21 protein-coding genes are annotated in these 15,974 nt (G+C 59.1%); 15 read left to right on the plus strand and 6 right to left on the minus strand.

The window, feature by feature from the left end; translation table 11 throughout:
• Positions 1–6: 6 nt before the first annotated feature.
• Entirely contained in the window at positions 7–522 is a 516-nt protein-coding gene (locus tag AC2FPW_RS09790) for a hypothetical protein (RefSeq protein ID WP_480483788.1), read from the plus strand.
• 3 nt (positions 523–525) lie between these two features.
• On the opposite strand, the gene AC2FPW_RS09795 is transcribed toward AC2FPW_RS09790, so the two are convergent.
• Positions 526–1,413, minus strand: coding sequence for a sulfotransferase domain-containing protein (locus AC2FPW_RS09795; RefSeq protein WP_496813511.1), 888 nt, complete (start codon positions 1,411–1,413; stop codon positions 526–528).
• A 258-nt stretch (positions 1,414–1,671) separates the two neighbouring features.
• On the opposite strand from AC2FPW_RS09795, the gene ffh reads away from it, so the two are divergent.
• The 11 genes from ffh (at position 1,672) to AC2FPW_RS09850 (ending at position 8,559) form a co-directional block, all read left to right on the plus strand.
• Positions 1,672–3,180, plus strand: a complete 1,509-nt coding sequence (gene ffh / locus AC2FPW_RS09800) for a signal recognition particle protein (protein ID WP_209506127.1) — start codon at positions 1,672–1,674, stop codon at positions 3,178–3,180.
• Positions 3,180–3,734: a GNAT family N-acetyltransferase gene (locus AC2FPW_RS09805; protein WP_496813513.1), complete on the plus strand. Its 555-nt coding sequence runs from the start codon at positions 3,180–3,182 to the stop codon at positions 3,732–3,734. The genes ffh and AC2FPW_RS09805 overlap by 1 nt, the downstream gene beginning before the upstream one ends.
• Positions 3,731–4,273: a GNAT family N-acetyltransferase gene (locus AC2FPW_RS09810; protein ID WP_496813515.1), complete on the plus strand. Its 543-nt coding sequence runs from the start codon at positions 3,731–3,733 to the stop codon at positions 4,271–4,273. Before AC2FPW_RS09805 ends, AC2FPW_RS09810 begins: the two co-directional genes overlap by 4 nt.
• Positions 4,270–4,566, plus strand: coding sequence for a chorismate mutase (locus AC2FPW_RS09815; RefSeq protein ID WP_209506121.1), 297 nt, complete (start codon positions 4,270–4,272; stop codon positions 4,564–4,566). Before AC2FPW_RS09810 ends, AC2FPW_RS09815 begins: the two co-directional genes overlap by 4 nt.
• A 122-nt stretch (positions 4,567–4,688) precedes the next feature.
• Positions 4,689–5,078 carry a 30S ribosomal protein S16 gene (gene rpsP / locus AC2FPW_RS09820; protein WP_209506119.1) on the plus strand — a complete coding sequence of 130 codons (390 nt, stop codon included), beginning with the start codon at positions 4,689–4,691 and terminating at the stop codon, positions 5,076–5,078.
• A 12-nt stretch (positions 5,079–5,090) separates the two neighbouring features.
• Positions 5,091–5,726 carry a 5,6-dimethylbenzimidazole synthase gene (bluB, locus tag AC2FPW_RS09825; RefSeq protein WP_480507334.1) on the plus strand — a complete coding sequence of 212 codons (636 nt, stop codon included), beginning with the start codon at positions 5,091–5,093 and terminating at the stop codon, positions 5,724–5,726.
• Positions 5,727–5,732: 6 nt separating this feature from the next.
• On the plus strand, positions 5,733–5,882 hold the full coding sequence (locus tag AC2FPW_RS09830; RefSeq protein ID WP_209506115.1) for a hypothetical protein: 150 nt from the start codon (positions 5,733–5,735) through the stop codon (positions 5,880–5,882).
• Positions 5,875–6,378, plus strand: a complete 504-nt coding sequence (gene rimM, locus AC2FPW_RS09835) for a ribosome maturation factor RimM (RefSeq protein ID WP_496813518.1) — start codon at positions 5,875–5,877, stop codon at positions 6,376–6,378. The genes AC2FPW_RS09830 and rimM overlap by 8 nt, the downstream gene beginning before the upstream one ends.
• Complete coding sequence (locus AC2FPW_RS09840) at positions 6,378–7,193, plus strand: hypothetical protein (RefSeq protein ID WP_496813520.1); 816 nt, start codon at positions 6,378–6,380, stop codon at positions 7,191–7,193. Before rimM ends, AC2FPW_RS09840 begins: the two co-directional genes overlap by 1 nt.
• Positions 7,190–7,999 carry a tRNA (guanosine(37)-N1)-methyltransferase TrmD gene (gene trmD, locus AC2FPW_RS09845; protein ID WP_480559625.1) on the plus strand — a complete coding sequence of 270 codons (810 nt, stop codon included), beginning with the start codon at positions 7,190–7,192 and terminating at the stop codon, positions 7,997–7,999. The genes AC2FPW_RS09840 and trmD overlap by 4 nt, the downstream gene beginning before the upstream one ends.
• Positions 8,000–8,133: 134 nt before the next feature.
• Complete coding sequence (locus tag AC2FPW_RS09850) at positions 8,134–8,559, plus strand: hypothetical protein (RefSeq protein WP_267366767.1); 426 nt, start codon at positions 8,134–8,136, stop codon at positions 8,557–8,559.
• Here AC2FPW_RS09850 and AC2FPW_RS09855 read toward each other — a convergent pair.
• On the minus strand, positions 8,556–9,356 hold the full coding sequence (locus AC2FPW_RS09855) for a glycoside hydrolase family 25 protein (protein ID WP_480487199.1): 801 nt from the start codon (positions 9,354–9,356) through the stop codon (positions 8,556–8,558). The genes AC2FPW_RS09850 and AC2FPW_RS09855 overlap by 4 nt on opposite strands.
• Before the next feature lie 379 nt (positions 9,357–9,735).
• Here AC2FPW_RS09855 and rplS point away from each other — a divergent pair, with 379 nt between their 5' ends.
• Positions 9,736–10,119 (plus strand): 50S ribosomal protein L19, encoded by a 384-nt coding sequence (gene rplS, locus AC2FPW_RS09860; RefSeq protein WP_267366771.1) that lies wholly within the window; start codon positions 9,736–9,738, stop codon positions 10,117–10,119.
• Positions 10,120–10,130: 11 nt separating this feature from the next.
• Complete coding sequence (gene rpmE / locus AC2FPW_RS09865; protein ID WP_267366773.1) at positions 10,131–10,352, plus strand: 50S ribosomal protein L31; 222 nt, start codon at positions 10,131–10,133, stop codon at positions 10,350–10,352.
• 54 nt (positions 10,353–10,406) lie between these two features.
• Here the strand turns inward: rpmE and AC2FPW_RS09870 are convergent, their stop codons facing one another.
• Complete coding sequence (locus AC2FPW_RS09870; RefSeq protein WP_496813522.1) at positions 10,407–12,017, minus strand: MFS transporter; 1,611 nt, start codon at positions 12,015–12,017, stop codon at positions 10,407–10,409.
• Between the two features lie 486 nt (positions 12,018–12,503).
• On the opposite strand from AC2FPW_RS09870, the gene AC2FPW_RS09875 reads away from it, so the two are divergent.
• The gene (locus AC2FPW_RS09875) at positions 12,504–13,313 is read left to right on the plus strand and encodes a division plane positioning ATPase MipZ (protein ID WP_267367261.1); all 810 of its coding nucleotides are present in this window, start codon (positions 12,504–12,506) and stop codon (positions 13,311–13,313) included.
• A gap of 84 nt (positions 13,314–13,397) precedes the next feature.
• On the opposite strand, the gene AC2FPW_RS09880 is transcribed toward AC2FPW_RS09875, so the two are convergent.
• From AC2FPW_RS09880 to AC2FPW_RS09890, 3 genes are all read right to left on the minus strand, one after another.
• Positions 13,398–13,970, minus strand: coding sequence for a hypothetical protein (locus AC2FPW_RS09880; RefSeq protein ID WP_480586485.1), 573 nt, complete (start codon positions 13,968–13,970; stop codon positions 13,398–13,400).
• 237 nt (positions 13,971–14,207) lie between these two features.
• The gene (locus AC2FPW_RS09885) at positions 14,208–15,458 is read right to left on the minus strand and encodes an adenylate/guanylate cyclase domain-containing protein (RefSeq protein ID WP_496813523.1); all 1,251 of its coding nucleotides are present in this window, start codon (positions 15,456–15,458) and stop codon (positions 14,208–14,210) included.
• A 60-nt stretch (positions 15,459–15,518) separates the two neighbouring features.
• Positions 15,519–15,971, minus strand: coding sequence for a MarR family winged helix-turn-helix transcriptional regulator (locus tag AC2FPW_RS09890; RefSeq protein WP_209506095.1), 453 nt, complete (start codon positions 15,969–15,971; stop codon positions 15,519–15,521).
• Between the last annotated feature and the right edge of the window lie 3 nt (positions 15,972–15,974).

Consider the following 15,974-nt stretch of genomic DNA (forward strand, 5'->3'; position numbering starts at 1 on the left):
GCCGCCATGAAAGTCACACGAAACACTCCGACCCAACTGATCCTTGCCGACACGCCCTGGTTCATTGGAATCATGCTGGTCTTTTTCATATTGACCTTTGTCGGCGCAGGGCTGGTCATGGTCAGTGACGGCGGCGAGAATATCTGGTTCGGGCTGTTCTTTGCTCTAATCGGCGGCGGGCTAGGTGTCGGGGCGTTCTGCGTTTTCGTGCGGCGGGTTCAGGTCATTCTGGACCGCACAAAGAACCGCATTCTGATCCGCAGGCAGTCTGTCTTTGGCTATGAAGCGGTCGAGCATCAGCTGTCCAGCCTGTCCCATGCCGAAGTTGAAAGCTCGACTTTCCGCAGCGACAGCAGCAGTTCGACGCTGTATCGCCCGGTTCTGGTGCTGGACAAGGGAATGAGCGAAGGGCGTCATCCGATTGTCGATGCGTTCTCGAACGGGCGCGGCGCGCATAAACTGGTTGACGCGGTCAATGCATGGCTGCCCGCGCAGCAAGAAGACACGAAGGAACAGGCCTGACGATTACAGGACTTGTCCGTGCTCCAGCCAGGCTCGATCGGCCGGTGTCACCATTTCGGACAGGCGCGCGTCGTATCGGGCCATGTCATCGGCGGTCAGCTTGCCCTCCCATTTGTTGCTGGTCCCGGACGAGAAGAACTGCGCGTAATCCTGAAACGCGCTTTTGAAACCGGGCTGCTGCGAAGCGCGCCGGGCGTTTTCCTTCATTGAACCAAAGCTTGCGGCCTCAGCGATATCGTCGATCATTTCTGGTGCGATCTCGGTCCCCAAGATGTTTGCGATCCGCGCCACCTGCCCCGGCAAATCGCGGCTGAGTTCGGCGTAATGCAGGAAATGGATGTTTGGCAGATGCCGGAACGCGCAGAATGAACGGTAATGGTGGACGTATGAGGCCAGCGTCAGATCGTCGGTGCCCTTTGACGAGGCGGGCCGGTCCAGAAACATCGCGAAGGCTTCGGAAAGATCATCGGGAAACAGGTAGTCCAGCCAGTCGTCTTTCATGTTTTCCACATGGCGGCGCAGCGAGAAATGCACGTCAACCGGATGGCGATGCACCACCAGATAGGTTGCATCCGGGGAATAGGTGATCCCGTCCAAAGGTGTGTGGGTCTTGATGCACCGTCTGTGCGTCTGTGCGGCAAGTATTCTGTCCTGCTCCTCACGATTTCTGAACCCGCAATCGAGCCAGGGTGAGACCGCGTTGTTGTACACGACTGGATCCGCGGTTTTGGTGATCAGCATTCGTACCAGCGTCTGCGTCCACGTGGTGCCGCATTTGGGAGGCGTGCAGACAAAGATGTCGTCGGGACGGATTACGAAGTCGGACCAGATATCGGTATTCGTGACTTCACCGACATAATCCCTGGTGCGCTGCGGCAATGGTTGACTCATGACCAAACTCCAAAACTGACCCCGACCTTTGGACGCTACACCAAGTGGCCAGATGCTCAAAGCGTTTGCCTTGACTCGCAGCGCCCAGAGGCGTAGATGACCGCCAAACATCCGGAAGCGTCTTGATCTTCCGGTCCCTTGAGTCGTTCAGGGATCGCCCCCCACCAGCGAGTTTCGCCCGTGGGGGCGTTTGTGCATTTAACCGACGCATCCTATCTAGGACGCGCCATCAGATAACCGGCTAAGGAGGCCGAAGGCATGTTTGAAAATCTATCCGAACGCCTTTCCGGCGTCTTTGACCGGCTGACCAAACAGGGTGCCCTGTCCGAGGAAGACGTCAAGACCGCCCTGCGCGAGGTCCGTGTTGCCCTGCTTGAGGCCGACGTCTCGCTGCCGGTGGCACGTGAATTCGTCAAGAAGGTGCAGGACCAGGCAACCGGTCAGGCGGTGACCAAGTCGATCACCCCCGGTCAGCAGGTCGTCAAGATCGTACATGACGCGCTGGTCGATACCCTGCGTGGCGAGGAAGACCCCGGCAAGCTGAAGATCGACAACCCGCCTGCCCCGATCCTGATGGTTGGTTTGCAGGGTTCGGGTAAGACCACCACCACCGGTAAGCTTGCCAAACGCCTGAAAGAGAAAGAGGGCAAGAAGGTCCTGATGGCCTCGCTCGACGTTTATCGCCCGGCGGCGATGGACCAGCTGGCGGTTCTGGGCGCGCAGGTCGGTGTTGATACGCTGCCGATTGTACCGGGCCAGAAACCCGTCGACATCGCCAAGCGCGCCAAGCAGCAAGCCACATTGGGCGGCTATGACGTCTATATGCTGGATACCGCCGGTCGCCTGCATATCGACGAAGTGCTGATGGACGAGGTCGAGCAGGTCCGCAATGCGGTTGACCCGCGCGAGACCCTGCTGGTGGTTGACGGCCTGACCGGTCAGGTCGCCGTTGAAGTGGCCGAAGAATTCGACGCCAAGGTCGGCATCTCGGGCGTGGTCCTGACCCGGATGGACGGGGACGGGCGCGGTGGTGCGGCGCTGTCGATGCGCGCAGTGACTGGCAAGCCTATTCGCTTTGTCGGTCTGGGCGAGAAGATGGACGCGCTGGAGACCTTTGAGCCGGACCGGATCGCCGGACGTATTCTGGGCATGGGCGACATCGTTGCCCTGGTCGAAAAGGCCCAGGAAACGATGGAGATGGAACAGACCGAGCGCATGATGAAGCGCATGGTCAAAGGTCAGTTCAACATGAACGACCTGAAGATGCAGCTGGAACAGATGATCCAGATGGGTGGCATGCAGGGCATGATGGGCATGATGCCGGGCATGGGCAAAATGGCCAAGCAGATGGATCAGGCGGGTCTGGACGACAAGATCCTGCGCCAGCAGATCGCCTTGATCCAGTCCATGACCAAACGCGAACGCGCCAACCCACAGCTGCTGCAAGCCAGCCGCAAGAAACGGATTGCAGCCGGTTCGGGAATGGAGGTCAGCGACCTCAACAAGCTGCTCAAGATGCACCGGCAGATGTCGGACATGATGAAAAAGATGGGCAAGATGGGCAAAGGCAAGATGCTGAAACAGGCCATGAAGGGCATGTTCGGCAAAGGCGGCCCCAGCCCCGAAGACATGGCAGCCGGCATGGACCCCAAGGCACTGGAACAGGCGGCCAAGGCGATGGGCGGCAAAATGCCCGGCGGACTGCCCGGCCTGGGCGGCGGCATGGGGCTGCCTCAGGGCCTGAGCGGGTTTGGCAAGAAGAAGTAATGAACGCCATCGCCCAACATATCCCCCGGCTTGAATCCGAGCGCCTGATCCTGCGCGCGCCGTCCGAGGCTGATCTGGACGCCGATACCGCGTTTTTCGCCAGCGATGCGGCGAAATTCGTCGGCGGGCCACTGCGCCGGGATGAGGTCTGGCGACTGATCGCTTCGCTGCTGGGCCACTGGTCCCTGCGCGGTTACGGGTTCTGGAGCGCCGAAGAAAAAGCCTCGGGCACTTATGTCGGGCGGATCGGGCTTTGGTGCCCCGAAGGCTGGCCCGAACCCGAAATCGGCTGGACCCTGATGAACCATGCCACCGGCAAGGGATATGCGACCGAGGCGGCACTGGCCGCGCGGTCTTATGCGTATGATGTTCTGGGGTGGAAAACGGCGATCTCACTGATTGATCTGGACAATCATGCCAGCAAGGCGGTGGCGAAACGGCTGGGCGCGCAGTTCGAGTATCACTATGAGCACCCCAAATTCGGCAGGTCCGAGATTTGGCGGCACCCCGCGCCTGCGGATCTGGTGAATGGCGGGATGGAGGCCTACGCATGACCGCGTTCACCATCCCCACCGTTGAAACCGAACGTCTGATCCTGCGTGCCCCGCATCTGGATGATCTGCCTGCGCTGACCGCATTCTTTGCAACCGAGCGCAGCCATATGGTAGGCGGCCCCCGGGACGCACTGGAAAGCTGGGGCATGTTGGCCAGACGCCTTGGGCACTGGGCGTTGAAAGGATTTGGCCTTTGGCACCTGACCGAGAAATCCAGCGGTCGGTTCGCTGGCGGCGTCGGCCTGATTGACGTCCCCGGCTGGGACGAGCCTGAACTGGGCTGGACCGTGATGGAAGATTTCGAAGGCAAAGGCTTTGCCTACGAGGCGGCGCTTGCCGCCCGGTCCTATGCGGCGCGGCATCAGGGCCTGAACGGGGTTATTTCGTATATCGCCCACGAAAACGACCGTTCGCGCGCTTTGGCCGAGCGGTTGGGTGCAACGCTGGAGCGTGACAATGCCGAACTGCTGGGCCAGTCCTGCCAGGTGTGGCGGCACCCCAAGATTGACGTTTCGACAGCCGAAAGGACCGGCCAATGAACAACCCCGTGACACGCGCGGCTGCATTACTGAAAGAGCATCGCGAAAGCATCGACCGGCTGGATGCGATCCTTGTCTATACGCTGGGCGAGCGGTTCAAACACACACAGGCCGTTGGCAAACTCAAGGCCGAACACAACCTTCCCCCGTCCGATCCCTCGCGTGAGGCCACGCAGATCGCACGGCTTGAAGACCTGGCGAAAGAGGCCGATCTGGACCCCGATTTCGCCAAGGCTTTTCTGAATTTCATCATTCAGGAAGTCATCCGACACCACAGGAAACACCAAGGGTGAACCAGAGGTTCAGCAAGTTAAAAGTGAACCAGAGGTTCAACAAACACCAGAATTAACCGGAAAAGACACCGGCCAATCAAATACACGCCTCCGGCGTGATGCCATTCAAAGGAGATACCACCATGGCAATGAAAATTCGTCTCGCCCGCGCAGGCTCGAAAAAACGTCCGTTTTACCGCATCGTAGCGGCTGACAGCCGGATGCCGCGCGACGGCCGTTTCATCGAGAAACTGGGCACCTACAACCCGCTGCTGCCGAAAGACAGCGAAGAGCGTGTGAAAATGGACATGGAACGCGTTCAGCACTGGCTGGATCAGGGCGCCCAGCCCACCGACCGTATCGCACGTATGCTGGAAGCTGCCGGCACCCGTGACAAGGCCGAGCGCAACAACCCCAACAAGGGTACCCCGGGCAAGAAAGCTCAGGAACGCGCGGAAGAGAAAGCTGCAAAGGCTGCGGAAGCTGCCGAAGCGGCTGCTGCACCGGCTGAAGAAGCGGCTGCAGAAGAATAAGCAGGCCGAAGCGTGCGGGATCAGACCTTTACTGACGCATTTCGCACGCAGTTCGATCTGTTGTTGCGGCTCCGGCGCGATGTGCGCCGGTTCCGCGGCGACGCGGTAGACGAGGCAGTGCTTGCGCGCTGCCTCGACGCGTTTCGGCTGGCCCCGTCCGTGGGGCTAAGCGAACCCTGGCGCGTGATCCGCGTCGAAAGCGCGGCGGCCCGGGCTGCGGCGCTAAGGAATTTCCAAACCGCGAACGATGACGCCCTGGCGGGCTATTCCGGCGACAGGGCGCAGCTTTACAGCCGCCTGAAACTGTCGGGGATGCAGGAAGCGCCGGTGCAACTGGCCGTGTTCTGCGACGACAATACCGACAAGGGAATGGGTCTTGGTGCGGGCTCGATGCCCGAGATGCGGCGCTATTCCGTGGTCTCTGCCATCACCCTGTTCTGGCTGGCCCTGCGGGCCGAGGGGCTGGGGCTGGGCTGGGTATCCATTCTGGACCCCGAGCAGATGGCGCGCGATCTGGATGTGCCGGACAACTGGCGTCTGATCGGGTATTTTTGCGTCGGGTGGCCAGAACAGGTGTCCGACACCCCCGAACTTGAGCAGGTTGGCTGGGAAAACCGGGCCGACAGCCTGAAGATCGAAACAAGGTAGGGCCGCATGTTCGGATTGATACGCCTTCCCATTCTGCTGCTGATCGCCTTTATTGTGGGCGTGTTCTTTGAGCGCAACAATCAGCGTGAAGCCTGCGAAGGGCTAGGCGAATGGAGAAACGGGATCTGTTTGACGACGGGGGCTGCCAATGAGTGATCTGATCTGCGTCGGCAGCGTCGCGGGGTCTTATGGTGTACGCGGTGAAGTGCGCCTGAAAAGTTTCTGCGCCGTTCCCGAAGATATCGAGGCGTATTCGCCACTGACGGATGAAACCGGCAAAGAACGCTATCCGGTGGTACTGACGCGTACGATCAAGAACGGTTTTGCCGCCCGTCTTGGCGGGGTTGAAACCAAGGAACAGGCAGATGCCCTGAACGGTTTGCGCCTGTTTGCGCGGCGCGATCAGTTGCCCTCGTTGCCAGATGACGAGTTTTACCACACAGACCTGATCGGGCTTGATGTCTATGACACCGGTGGCACCCTGCTGGGCAAGGTCAAATCCGTGCAGAACCATGGGGCCACGGACCTGCTGGAACTACACGGGCCGGGCCTGAAGGCGACGGTTCTTCTGCCGTTCACGATGCAGGTGGTGCCAACCGTCGATCTGGAACAGGGCCGTATCGTGGCCGACCCGCCCGAAGGCCTGATCTGATGCGACGTGTTCTGCTGCATATGGGTTTTCACAAAACCGGTATGGCGGCAGCACAGTCCTTTCTGCACGAAAACCGCGAGCTGATCTGGCCGCATTTCGCTCTGGTCCTTCCGTATAAGACCCGCAAGGCCGGGTTGAACGAAGCGGCCACGCGCCATTCGATCTATCGTCTGGATGACACGCTGGCAGGGTTTGGCGGTCAGTTGCACACTTTTTTCGACGGTCTTGATTTCGGAGCACGCCGGGGATTGATCCTGAGCGAAGAGAATTTTCTGGGCCTGCGCCCCAGCAGGAACAAAAGCGAAGGATACGGGGCGGCACCCGAACTGGCGGAAACGGTTGTCAGCGTGCTGCGCCGCCGTCTGGTGGGTGAGGAAACCGACATCACCGTCTACCTGTCGTTGCGCAGTCGCGATGCGTGGTTGCGCAGCCTTTGGGCCCACGATCTGCACCTGTCGCGCATGGTTCAGGACCTGGACGGCTTTTCCGCCGATCTTGCGCATCTGCCATCGCTACAGGACACGGCAGACCGGATCAGGGACCGGTTGCCAACTGTCACGGTACGGACCGCGTGGATGGAAGCGCTGAAAGGCCACCACCTTGGATTGGGCGCACCATTTGCCGAATTTCTCGCCCTGCCACCCGGGAAATCTGCACAGCTTGTGAAGCCCGTGCATGAAAGCCCTCAGCTGTCCGACGACGTTCTGAGGGAAATGCTGGCCCTGAACCGATCATCGCTGGACGAAGCGGCATTGATCACTCAGAAAAAGGCCCTGATTCGAACCGCCCAACATGAACTGGCCCGCCAGAAATGACTGACAAACCCGGCAAATCCCATGGTCGCAAGGCGATCCGGGCCACGCTGAAACCGCGTGAGCTGATGACACCCACCCCGGACCTGCATGGCGTCTGGAAAGCCAAGGTTATCACCCTGTTTCCAACTGCCTTTCCGGGCGTTCTGGGGGAAAGCCTGACCGGCAAGGCCCTGCAGGAGGGGTTGTGGCAGCTGGAAACCGTGGATTTGCGGCAATTCGGCGTCGGCAGGCATCGCAACGTGGATGACACGCCCGCCGGGGGCGGCGCGGGTATGGTTTTGCGGCCCGATGTGTTGGGCGAAGCCATCGAGCACACCATGGCGGGCATTCAGGGCAACTGGCCGCTGATTTACCTCAGCCCGCGCGGGCGGCGCATGGACCAGCGCATGATGCAGACCCTTGCACGCTGCGATGGCATGACCCTGCTGTGTGGCCGGTTCGAAGGCGTGGATGAGCGTGTGCTGGAGCATTACGGTGTGCAGGAGGTCTCGTTGGGGGATTTCGTGATGACCGGCGGTGAGATTGCAGCACAGGCCCTGATTGATGCCACGGTGCGCCTGATCCCCGGCGTTCTGGGCAATCAAGCCTCGACCGAAGAGGAAAGCTTTTCCTCGGGCCTGCTGGAGCATCCGCAATACACCCGCCCTGCGGATTGGAAAGGCCGCCCGATACCTGAGGTTCTGATGTCGGGCCACCACGGTCGCATCGCCGAATGGCGTCACAAGATGGCTGAGGACATTACCCGCGAGCGGCGCCCGGATATCTGGGCCGACTATGCAAAATCCCGATCGGATTCGTCTGAGTGACAGGCCGGATTGTTGCGCACTTGCCGCAGGTTCTGTGTTTGCCGGAATTCTATTTGAAGTTGATCGTCCTCCAAAATATGCACGTTTGAAAGCCCTGCTTTTTCAGGACCTTAAAACGAAAGACTAATTGCATAATGAAGAAGTTATTGCTTGGCGCTTTTCTGGTTGCCTCTGCCTGTACGACCAAACCACTGGGGATGTCCGTTCCAACGCAAGCCGGTCACAATCTGCATTCGGCGCGGGTTGCGGTCGATTCCTGCTCTCAGGAAGCTGACGAAGGTGGAAACAGCGCCGTCATCGGGGGATATGCAACGAATATCCTGCTGTGGGGTATCCTCATCGGCCCTGCGATTACCGCCCCGATCCAGGACGAACTGCGCACGCAGGGCGAAATCGATCAGGTGGACCGTTGCCTGCAAGAGCGCGGCTTCGAACGCCGGGAACTGAGCGCAGGTGAATCGTTCTGGGTGCGCAACGCCTTTGGGGAAGAGCGGGAGCGCCGGTTGGACCATCTGGTTGGCGGCGGCACTATGGAAACCTACGGCGCACCAAAGACCTAACCTCCGGCCTTCCATCTGGCCCAGACGTCTGGCGTGCCGTTGAAGGTGTTGATGTCTACCCGGCCCTGAACGCCCGGCACCAGACCGGTGCCGGTATATTGCCAGAACCGCCAGACGGCGCGGGGATAGACAGTGCGGGGGTGGCCTGCAACCGATCTCAGCCAGAACTCGGTCTTGGGCAGGCGCCCGATATCGGTGTCTTCAAAGAAATCCACCGTGGTATAGACGATCGGGCGGCGGCCATAATGTCGTTCGAGAATGTCCAGAAAACGCTGCGCCTCGGCGCGGACGGTTCTGCCATCGGGGCGCAGCGTGCAGGTCTTGGAATGCGGCGTCCATTCCATATCCAGCACATGCGGCAGGTCTGCCCCTTTGGGCACGTTCTGGATGAACCAGCGGGCCTGTTCCCGGGCCGAGCGGCAGAAATAATAATAGTGATAGGCGCCCCAGGGCACACCAGCCGACTGTGCGCCGCGGCGGTGATCATCGAACAGGGGATCGGCCACGTCGCCGCCTTCGGTCGCCTTCAGAAAAACAAAGCTGACGCCTGATGCCCGGGCCGTGCGCCAGTCAATCGGCCCCTGCCAGCGTGAAACGTCAAGGCCATGGATCGGGTATTGTCCGGGGTGACGCCCTTCCCAGTCATGGGGATCCGCGTCGCCGAAATCGGGGTAGATCACAAGCGGTGCTGTCCTGTCCACGCCCGGAACGGGTTCGACGGCCTGAGGTTTCGGGCCGCCCCGCCCGCAAGACATCAGCGCGACGGCCGTTATGGCCAGCATGAATGCCAATCGCATCATAGGGTCCTGTCTGAAATATCTGCTCATATTATTTGCCTCAGAATGCCTGATCTGGGCGGCATGGCAACGCCTTACTTTCAGGCTGGCGGATTCCTACCGGCGCCTTGGGCAAGACAGGGCGTTTTTCCCTTGATTCCTGCCGGCAATACCCTTAAACGACCGCAATCCGGTGCCGCGTTCTGCGACTCCGGTGTTTTGGTTTGCACCATGGCGTGACGTCCCGCTTTCTTCGGCAGGGATGCGTCGGGTCAGGCCAGACCAAAGGAACATTCGATCTGACCTCTGGCGGGCTGTACGCAGGACCCGGTGAAGACCAAGAGCTCTCAGGCCGTGCCCAACTTCGTGGACCAACCACGAGCAGATAGGAGAAACTGCGATGGACCTGATCGCACAGCTTGAGGCGGAACAGATTGCCGCCCTGGGGAAAGACATCCCCGATTTCAAAGCCGGTGACACTATCCGTGTCGGCTATAAGGTGACCGAAGGATCGCGCACCCGTGTGCAGAACTACGAAGGCGTCTGCATCGCGCGCAACAACGGCAGCGGCATTGCCGGTTCGTTCACCGTTCGCAAAATCTCGTTTGGCGAAGGCGTGGAGCGTGTGTTCCCGCTGTATTCGACCAATATCGACAGCATCACCGTTGTCCGCCGTGGTCGCGTTCGCCGCGCCAAACTGTACTATCTGCGCTCGCGTCGCGGTAAATCCGCACGTATCGCAGAGGTCACCAACTACAAGCCCAAAGCTGGCGCCGAAGCGTAAGGAGCGGAAAGATGAAAAAAGACATCCATCCCGATTATCACGTCATCGACGTCAAGATGACCGATGGCACCGTCGTTCAGATGAAATCCACCTGGGGCAGCGAAGGCGACCAGCTGGCACTGGAAATCGACCCTTCGGTACATCCTGCATGGACCGGTGGTTCGTCGCGCCTGTTGGACGCTGGCGGCCGCGTGTCGAAGTTCAAGAAGAAATACGAAGGCCTGGGTTTCTGAACCTTTGCCACAGTCTTTCAAAGGAAGGTCGCCAGCGGGCGGCCTTCTTTCGTTTCAGGCCCCTGCTTTCCCCGGTTTCTGATCCTTGGGTTTCGTGAGTTCGGCCGCGTCGTGCAATGGCGGAACCGGACCGCGCAGCAACAGCAGCGCGATCACCAGCCCGATACAGGCCGCGATAGCAGCCATGAGCATCGCCGCATCAAACGCATTATCCCGCAGGTCACGCAATGCTTTGGCCAGTGTTGAACCTGTTGACGGGTCAAGCCCGGCAATCAACTGTTCCACCTGTGTTGCCGTGCCATGCGTCAGGGCGCGCGCAAGGTCGCCGCGCTGTGCCGACCCGTCGGGTAGCGCCGCGATGACTTCGGACAGGCCGGAGCGGATGGTCAGGGATGCGGCCAGACCGCCAACAACCGATCCCATCGTGGCCCCGAAATACAGGAATGTGTTGATCACCCCGGACCCCTGTCCGACATGTTCGTCGGGCAGCAACCGAAGCCCGAGACGGGGCAGCAACGAAAAACAAATGCCGATGCCAACCCCCACAATGATCAGCTTCCACCAGATTTCAGCATAGCTGTCGATGTTCGAGGTTGTTGTCAAAAGCAGGAAGCCGCAGGCCATCAATCCCATTGCGACGGTCACCGGCCATTGAAAACTGTATGGCGCAAGCAGGCGCGGAGCGGTGACGGAAATGACAAACATGCTCAGGCTTAGCGGCAGTATCGCGACACCTGCCTCAACCGGTGAATAGCCGAACGCGTCTGGGGATTGGACGAACACGTTGAAATAGATAAAGAAACAAAACAACGCAAATCCCACAAAGAACATCCCCGTTGCCGCCATAAGGTAGCGCGGGTGCCGGAAATAACGGAACTCGACCAGCGGATCGTCGCTGCGCCGCGAGGTATAAACCAGACCGACAGCCGCAAAAGCGGCGACCCCCAAAGGAACAATGGTCAGGGCATTGTCCCATCCGCGTGCTTCACCGTTGCTGAGTGCGAATGACAATGGACCCAGAAGCAAGACAATGGCTATCGCCCCTGCGGTATCGAATTTCGCACCCTGAAGGCGCGTATCCGGGACATAGTTTTTCCTGCTGACCTGCAAGCCGATCACAAACGCAATGGCAAGCAATACAAGGTCCGTGGCGAATACCCCGCGCCAGCTCAGGAAGTTGGCAAAACTTCCTCCGACTATGGGCCCGACGCCTATCGCAAGGCCCACGATTGCGCCCCAAACACCGGTCACGCTGGCCCGTTGTTCCTCGGGCGTTGCGGCGGTCAGCAGGGACAATGAGGTGCCGAACAGGGCCGCCGCCCCCGCCCCCTGCGCGCCACGCCCAATCAGCAGCATCGCCGCGTTCTGTGAAAACAACACAGAAGCAGAGCCGCAGGCAAACACGATCATGCCAAAGAAAAAGACACCCATCTTGCCCGTGATGTCCCCAAGCCGACTTACAATCGTCACAAGGGTCGCGCTGGCCACTGTGTAGATCGCCATCACCCATTGCAGTCCCGAGGGCGTCAGGTCGAACTCGGCCTTCAGATATGGAAGGATGGTCGCAACAGCGGTTGTGTTGAAGCCAACGACCATCATGCAAATGGCCGTCATTGCAAGAACAACGCGTGAACCGCCTGAACTTTCCGCAGCAGTGTCCGGCATGCCAATGCCCCTTTCACCTGCCTTGAAGATGAACCGAAGAGGACCCCTGCAAAACCTGCAAGACCGTTCGGTGTAAATCTGTTTGGTATTTAACCAAATTTTCCGTCCCCCGCATAGTTTCCCCGATCCGGCCCAATCGGCGCCACCGCGAAAGGACCCATTGGGCGGGCGATCCGGGCGTGTATGAATCAGGCAAAAGGCGCGATTGATTCCGACGCGGATCGTTGCAGGCAGCGGTTGGTGTATGCGTTCGGAAACAGGCGCTGACGCAGCGATTTCGCCGCCAAAACCGCGATCGGCTAGCCGATCAAGGCAGATCACCCGACAGGCGCCTTCGTGTAACCCGCGCAGGGCGCTGTGTTTTCCAAAATAGAGTCCGATAATGCCCAAAAGCGCCGCTTGAGGTTCTTTTCATCGCAGGCGACACAACATATAGTGGGTGCCAACAACGTGTAGTCAAACACGGCAAGACTTGGGAATACAAGCATGGCACATATCATTGTGGTCGGGAACGAAAAAGGCGGCGCTGGCAAATCGACCGTGTCGATGCATGTGGCAACCGCATTGGCCCGACTGGGGCACAAGGTCAGCACGCTTGATCTGGACCTGCGGCAACGCAGCCTTGGACGGTATTTCGAGAACCGGAACAACTTTCTGAAAAGCGCGGGCCTGACGCTGCCCGGCCCCCGCCATCACGACCTGCCCGAGATCGATGCCAGCACGCTGAAGCCGGGCGAGAATATCTACGACCACCGCCTGTCTGCTGCCGTGTCGCAACTGGAAAGCGACAGTGACTTTATCCTGATCGACTGCCCCGGCTCCCATACTCGCCTGAGCCAGGTGGCCCATTCGCTGGCCGACACGCTGATCACCCCTTTGAACGACAGTTTCATCGATTTTGACCTGCTGGCGCGGATTGATTCAAAGGGTGAGAAAATCCTTGGCCCGTCCGTCTATTCCGAGATGGTCTGGAACGCCCGGCAATTGCGGGCGCAGGCCGGGCTGAAGCCCATCGACTGGGTCGTTGTGCGCAACCGCGTCGGTACCCAGCGCATGGTCAACAAGGAAAAGATGCAGCGCGCGATCGAAATGCTGTCGCAGCGCATCGGCTTCCGCGTCGCTTCGGGCTTTTCCGAACGGGTGATCTTTCGCGAACTGTTTCCCCGCGGCCTGACCCTGCTGGACCTCAAGGATATTGGCGTCAAACAGCTGAACATCTCGAACATCGCAGCACGGCAGGAACTGCGCGACATGATGCGAGAGCTGAACCTGCCGGGTGTCGAGATCGACTTCTGATCAGCTGTATTGGAGGCAGGTCTGTGGACTACGCGGCCTTTACTTCTTTGCCGGTTGCTTTTTGAACCAACCCTCGGGCGAAAGTCACTTGCACTTGAGTGCCATGAGCTTGCCGGATCGTTCATACTCGGAGGCCATTGTGTAAGCTGCGCCCAGAGCTTCGACTTGAGCAGGCAAGGATATATCTGCATAAAGTCGAGTTGCTTTTTCGATCTCGCCTGCTTCGAGAAGCGGTGCCATTTCAAGTCCGGTCGCAACTATCTTTTCGGCGTTTTCCTTGATCTCACCCAAGCGCCGGGATGCTTCTTCTTCCAGCTTCATGCGGCGCGCGGAAATGAGAAGTGAGTTGATAGAGCTCTGCCCCTTGTCCATTCGCTTGCGAAGAAAGCCGGTTGGGCCAAAAAAACCTCCATCATCAGCGCTGCTTAACGTAACACCGGTTTGAACTTCGATGATGGCCTCCGACTGACCCTGCATCAGTGTCGCAACTTCCAGCTGCAACTTTTGGAAGACGAACGACTTTCCCTGGATTTGAGCCAACGTTGCCATGCTGCAACCCTCTGCGAAAACCGGCGGTCCCGTCATGCCGAAACACACCAATGAAAGGACGGCAAATTTGATCTTGGAAACCTTCAGTTCTCGACCATTGCGCATCATTGAAAACACTCCTCGCATCATGCGTTCAAGTGAAAATAACACGGCTGGTCGAATGCATTCGATCTATTTGCCGAATCGGCCTTCTTTCCTATGACCGCCAAGGGCTCAAACCAGTTATTCGTTCAAATCCTCACCATTCTCGAACATTCGCTCCAACCCACCGCTCGTGCCCAGCGGAGCAAAGGTGCTCCCTCACGGCTTTCAGCTTTGGAACAACCGAACGGAATAGCCTCGGTTTCATCTGGAATCTGATGGCCCGCCGGGACTGTATACCGTGAACAGCTCTTTGGGTTCGTTCACCCCGCGCAGCATGTAGCGCCCGACCGAGATGAGGTCTTGCGCGCAGGGGCGTGCCGCGACCGCGACGTCGTCCGAGATCAGGATTCTCTGACCCAGCGACCGGTGCATTCCCGCGATGCGGGCGGCCTGATTGACGGCAGGGCCGATCACCGTGAAATCCAGCCGCGTTTCGGAGCCGATATTGCCATACAGGATTTCGCCGGAATGCAGGGCCAGCGTGAAATTCGCAACCGGCAGCCCCTGCGCCTGACGTCTGGCGTTCAATTCATCCATACGGGCTTGCAGCAAGGGCACCGCGCTGAGCGCGGCACGGGCGTCCTCGTCGATTTCGCCGACATCGAACATGGCCATCAGCCCATCGCCCATGAATTTCAGGATATTCCCACCCTTGTCGTGCACAACGCCCACGGCCACGGCCAGGTAATCATTGAGCATGTCGATGATCTCGTGACCCGGCAGGTCTTCTGACAGGTTGGTGAACCCTTCCAGATCGAAATTCCAGATCACCGCATCGATCTGCTGCAATGATCCGCGACGAATCTCACCCGACAGGACGCGGCGCCCGGCATCACGACCCAGATAGACCCGCATCAGGTCTTCGGTCAGGTTCTGGTTCTTGGCGGATTTAAGCGCCAGCCCCAGATGCGGCAATACCGCATGAATGTGCCTGAGATCGCTGTCATCAAACCCGGACGGCGCGTCGCTGGCCCAGGACATCAGGACGCCATCACTGACTTTTTTGGTACCGTCGGGGCGCATCTTCCCCGACCCCTCATACGAGATGCCGGTGGCATAATAATCGGTCGCCCCAACCTCTCTCAGGTCGTTCAACAACGGAAATCGGCTGGGTTCGTTTTGGTCGACCAGTTTGACCCGAATTTCATCCAGATCCTCGTTCAGCAGCGCATAAAGCGGGCTTTGTTGCCACATTTCGCTGGGCGTATCCGTGTTTTCAAACTTCTCGGATTCACCGCCGGTGCTTTTGTACCAGCTATATCCGGTTCCACCATAAACCGGGTGCAAGGCCGACTGCGCCGCATGAAACCGCATCAGTGGAATGCCCATATCGAGCAGACTGGTGCAGAACCCTTCCAGCAACTCTTCCTGCCCGGCACCCTCAAGCCCCTTTTGGACCAACCAGTCGATCAGGGTGTGTGTGGATACATTGGCAGGTTCAAATGACGTCATTTCAAATTCCGTATCAAGCATGACACACATCTGGGGGCGGCAGGCGGCAATTACCAGTGGTCAGTCCACACCAGCCAACCGTCGCAACATCTGGCGCAGCAAGGCGGCCTCTTTTTCGCTGAACAGACCCAACAGCCTGGCGTCATAGCTTGCGGCCACCCCGTACAAGTCGCGATACACGGCTTGCCCGGCGGGTGTCAGTGTCAGCCATTCCGCCCGCCGATCAGCCTCGTCCCGTGTGCGTTTCAGGTACCGTCGCTCCTCAAGCTTGGCAACTGCACGGCTGATCTTGGTCTTGTGCATTCTGGCCCGTTCACCAATTTCCTTGGCGGTCATTTCGCCAAACAGCCCCAGATGGAACAGCACTCGCCATTCGGTTCTGAGCATTCCGTACCGCCCCTTGTAGACAGCCTGAAATTCCAACGAGGCGCGCTCGGCCGCCTGGTTCAGCAGGAACGGCAGAAAATTTTGCAGGAAAAAGTCATCATTTTTTTCAGATTCGTCATGTGTCATGCT

This window comes from Ruegeria sp. SATB027 (genome assembly GCF_059613825.1).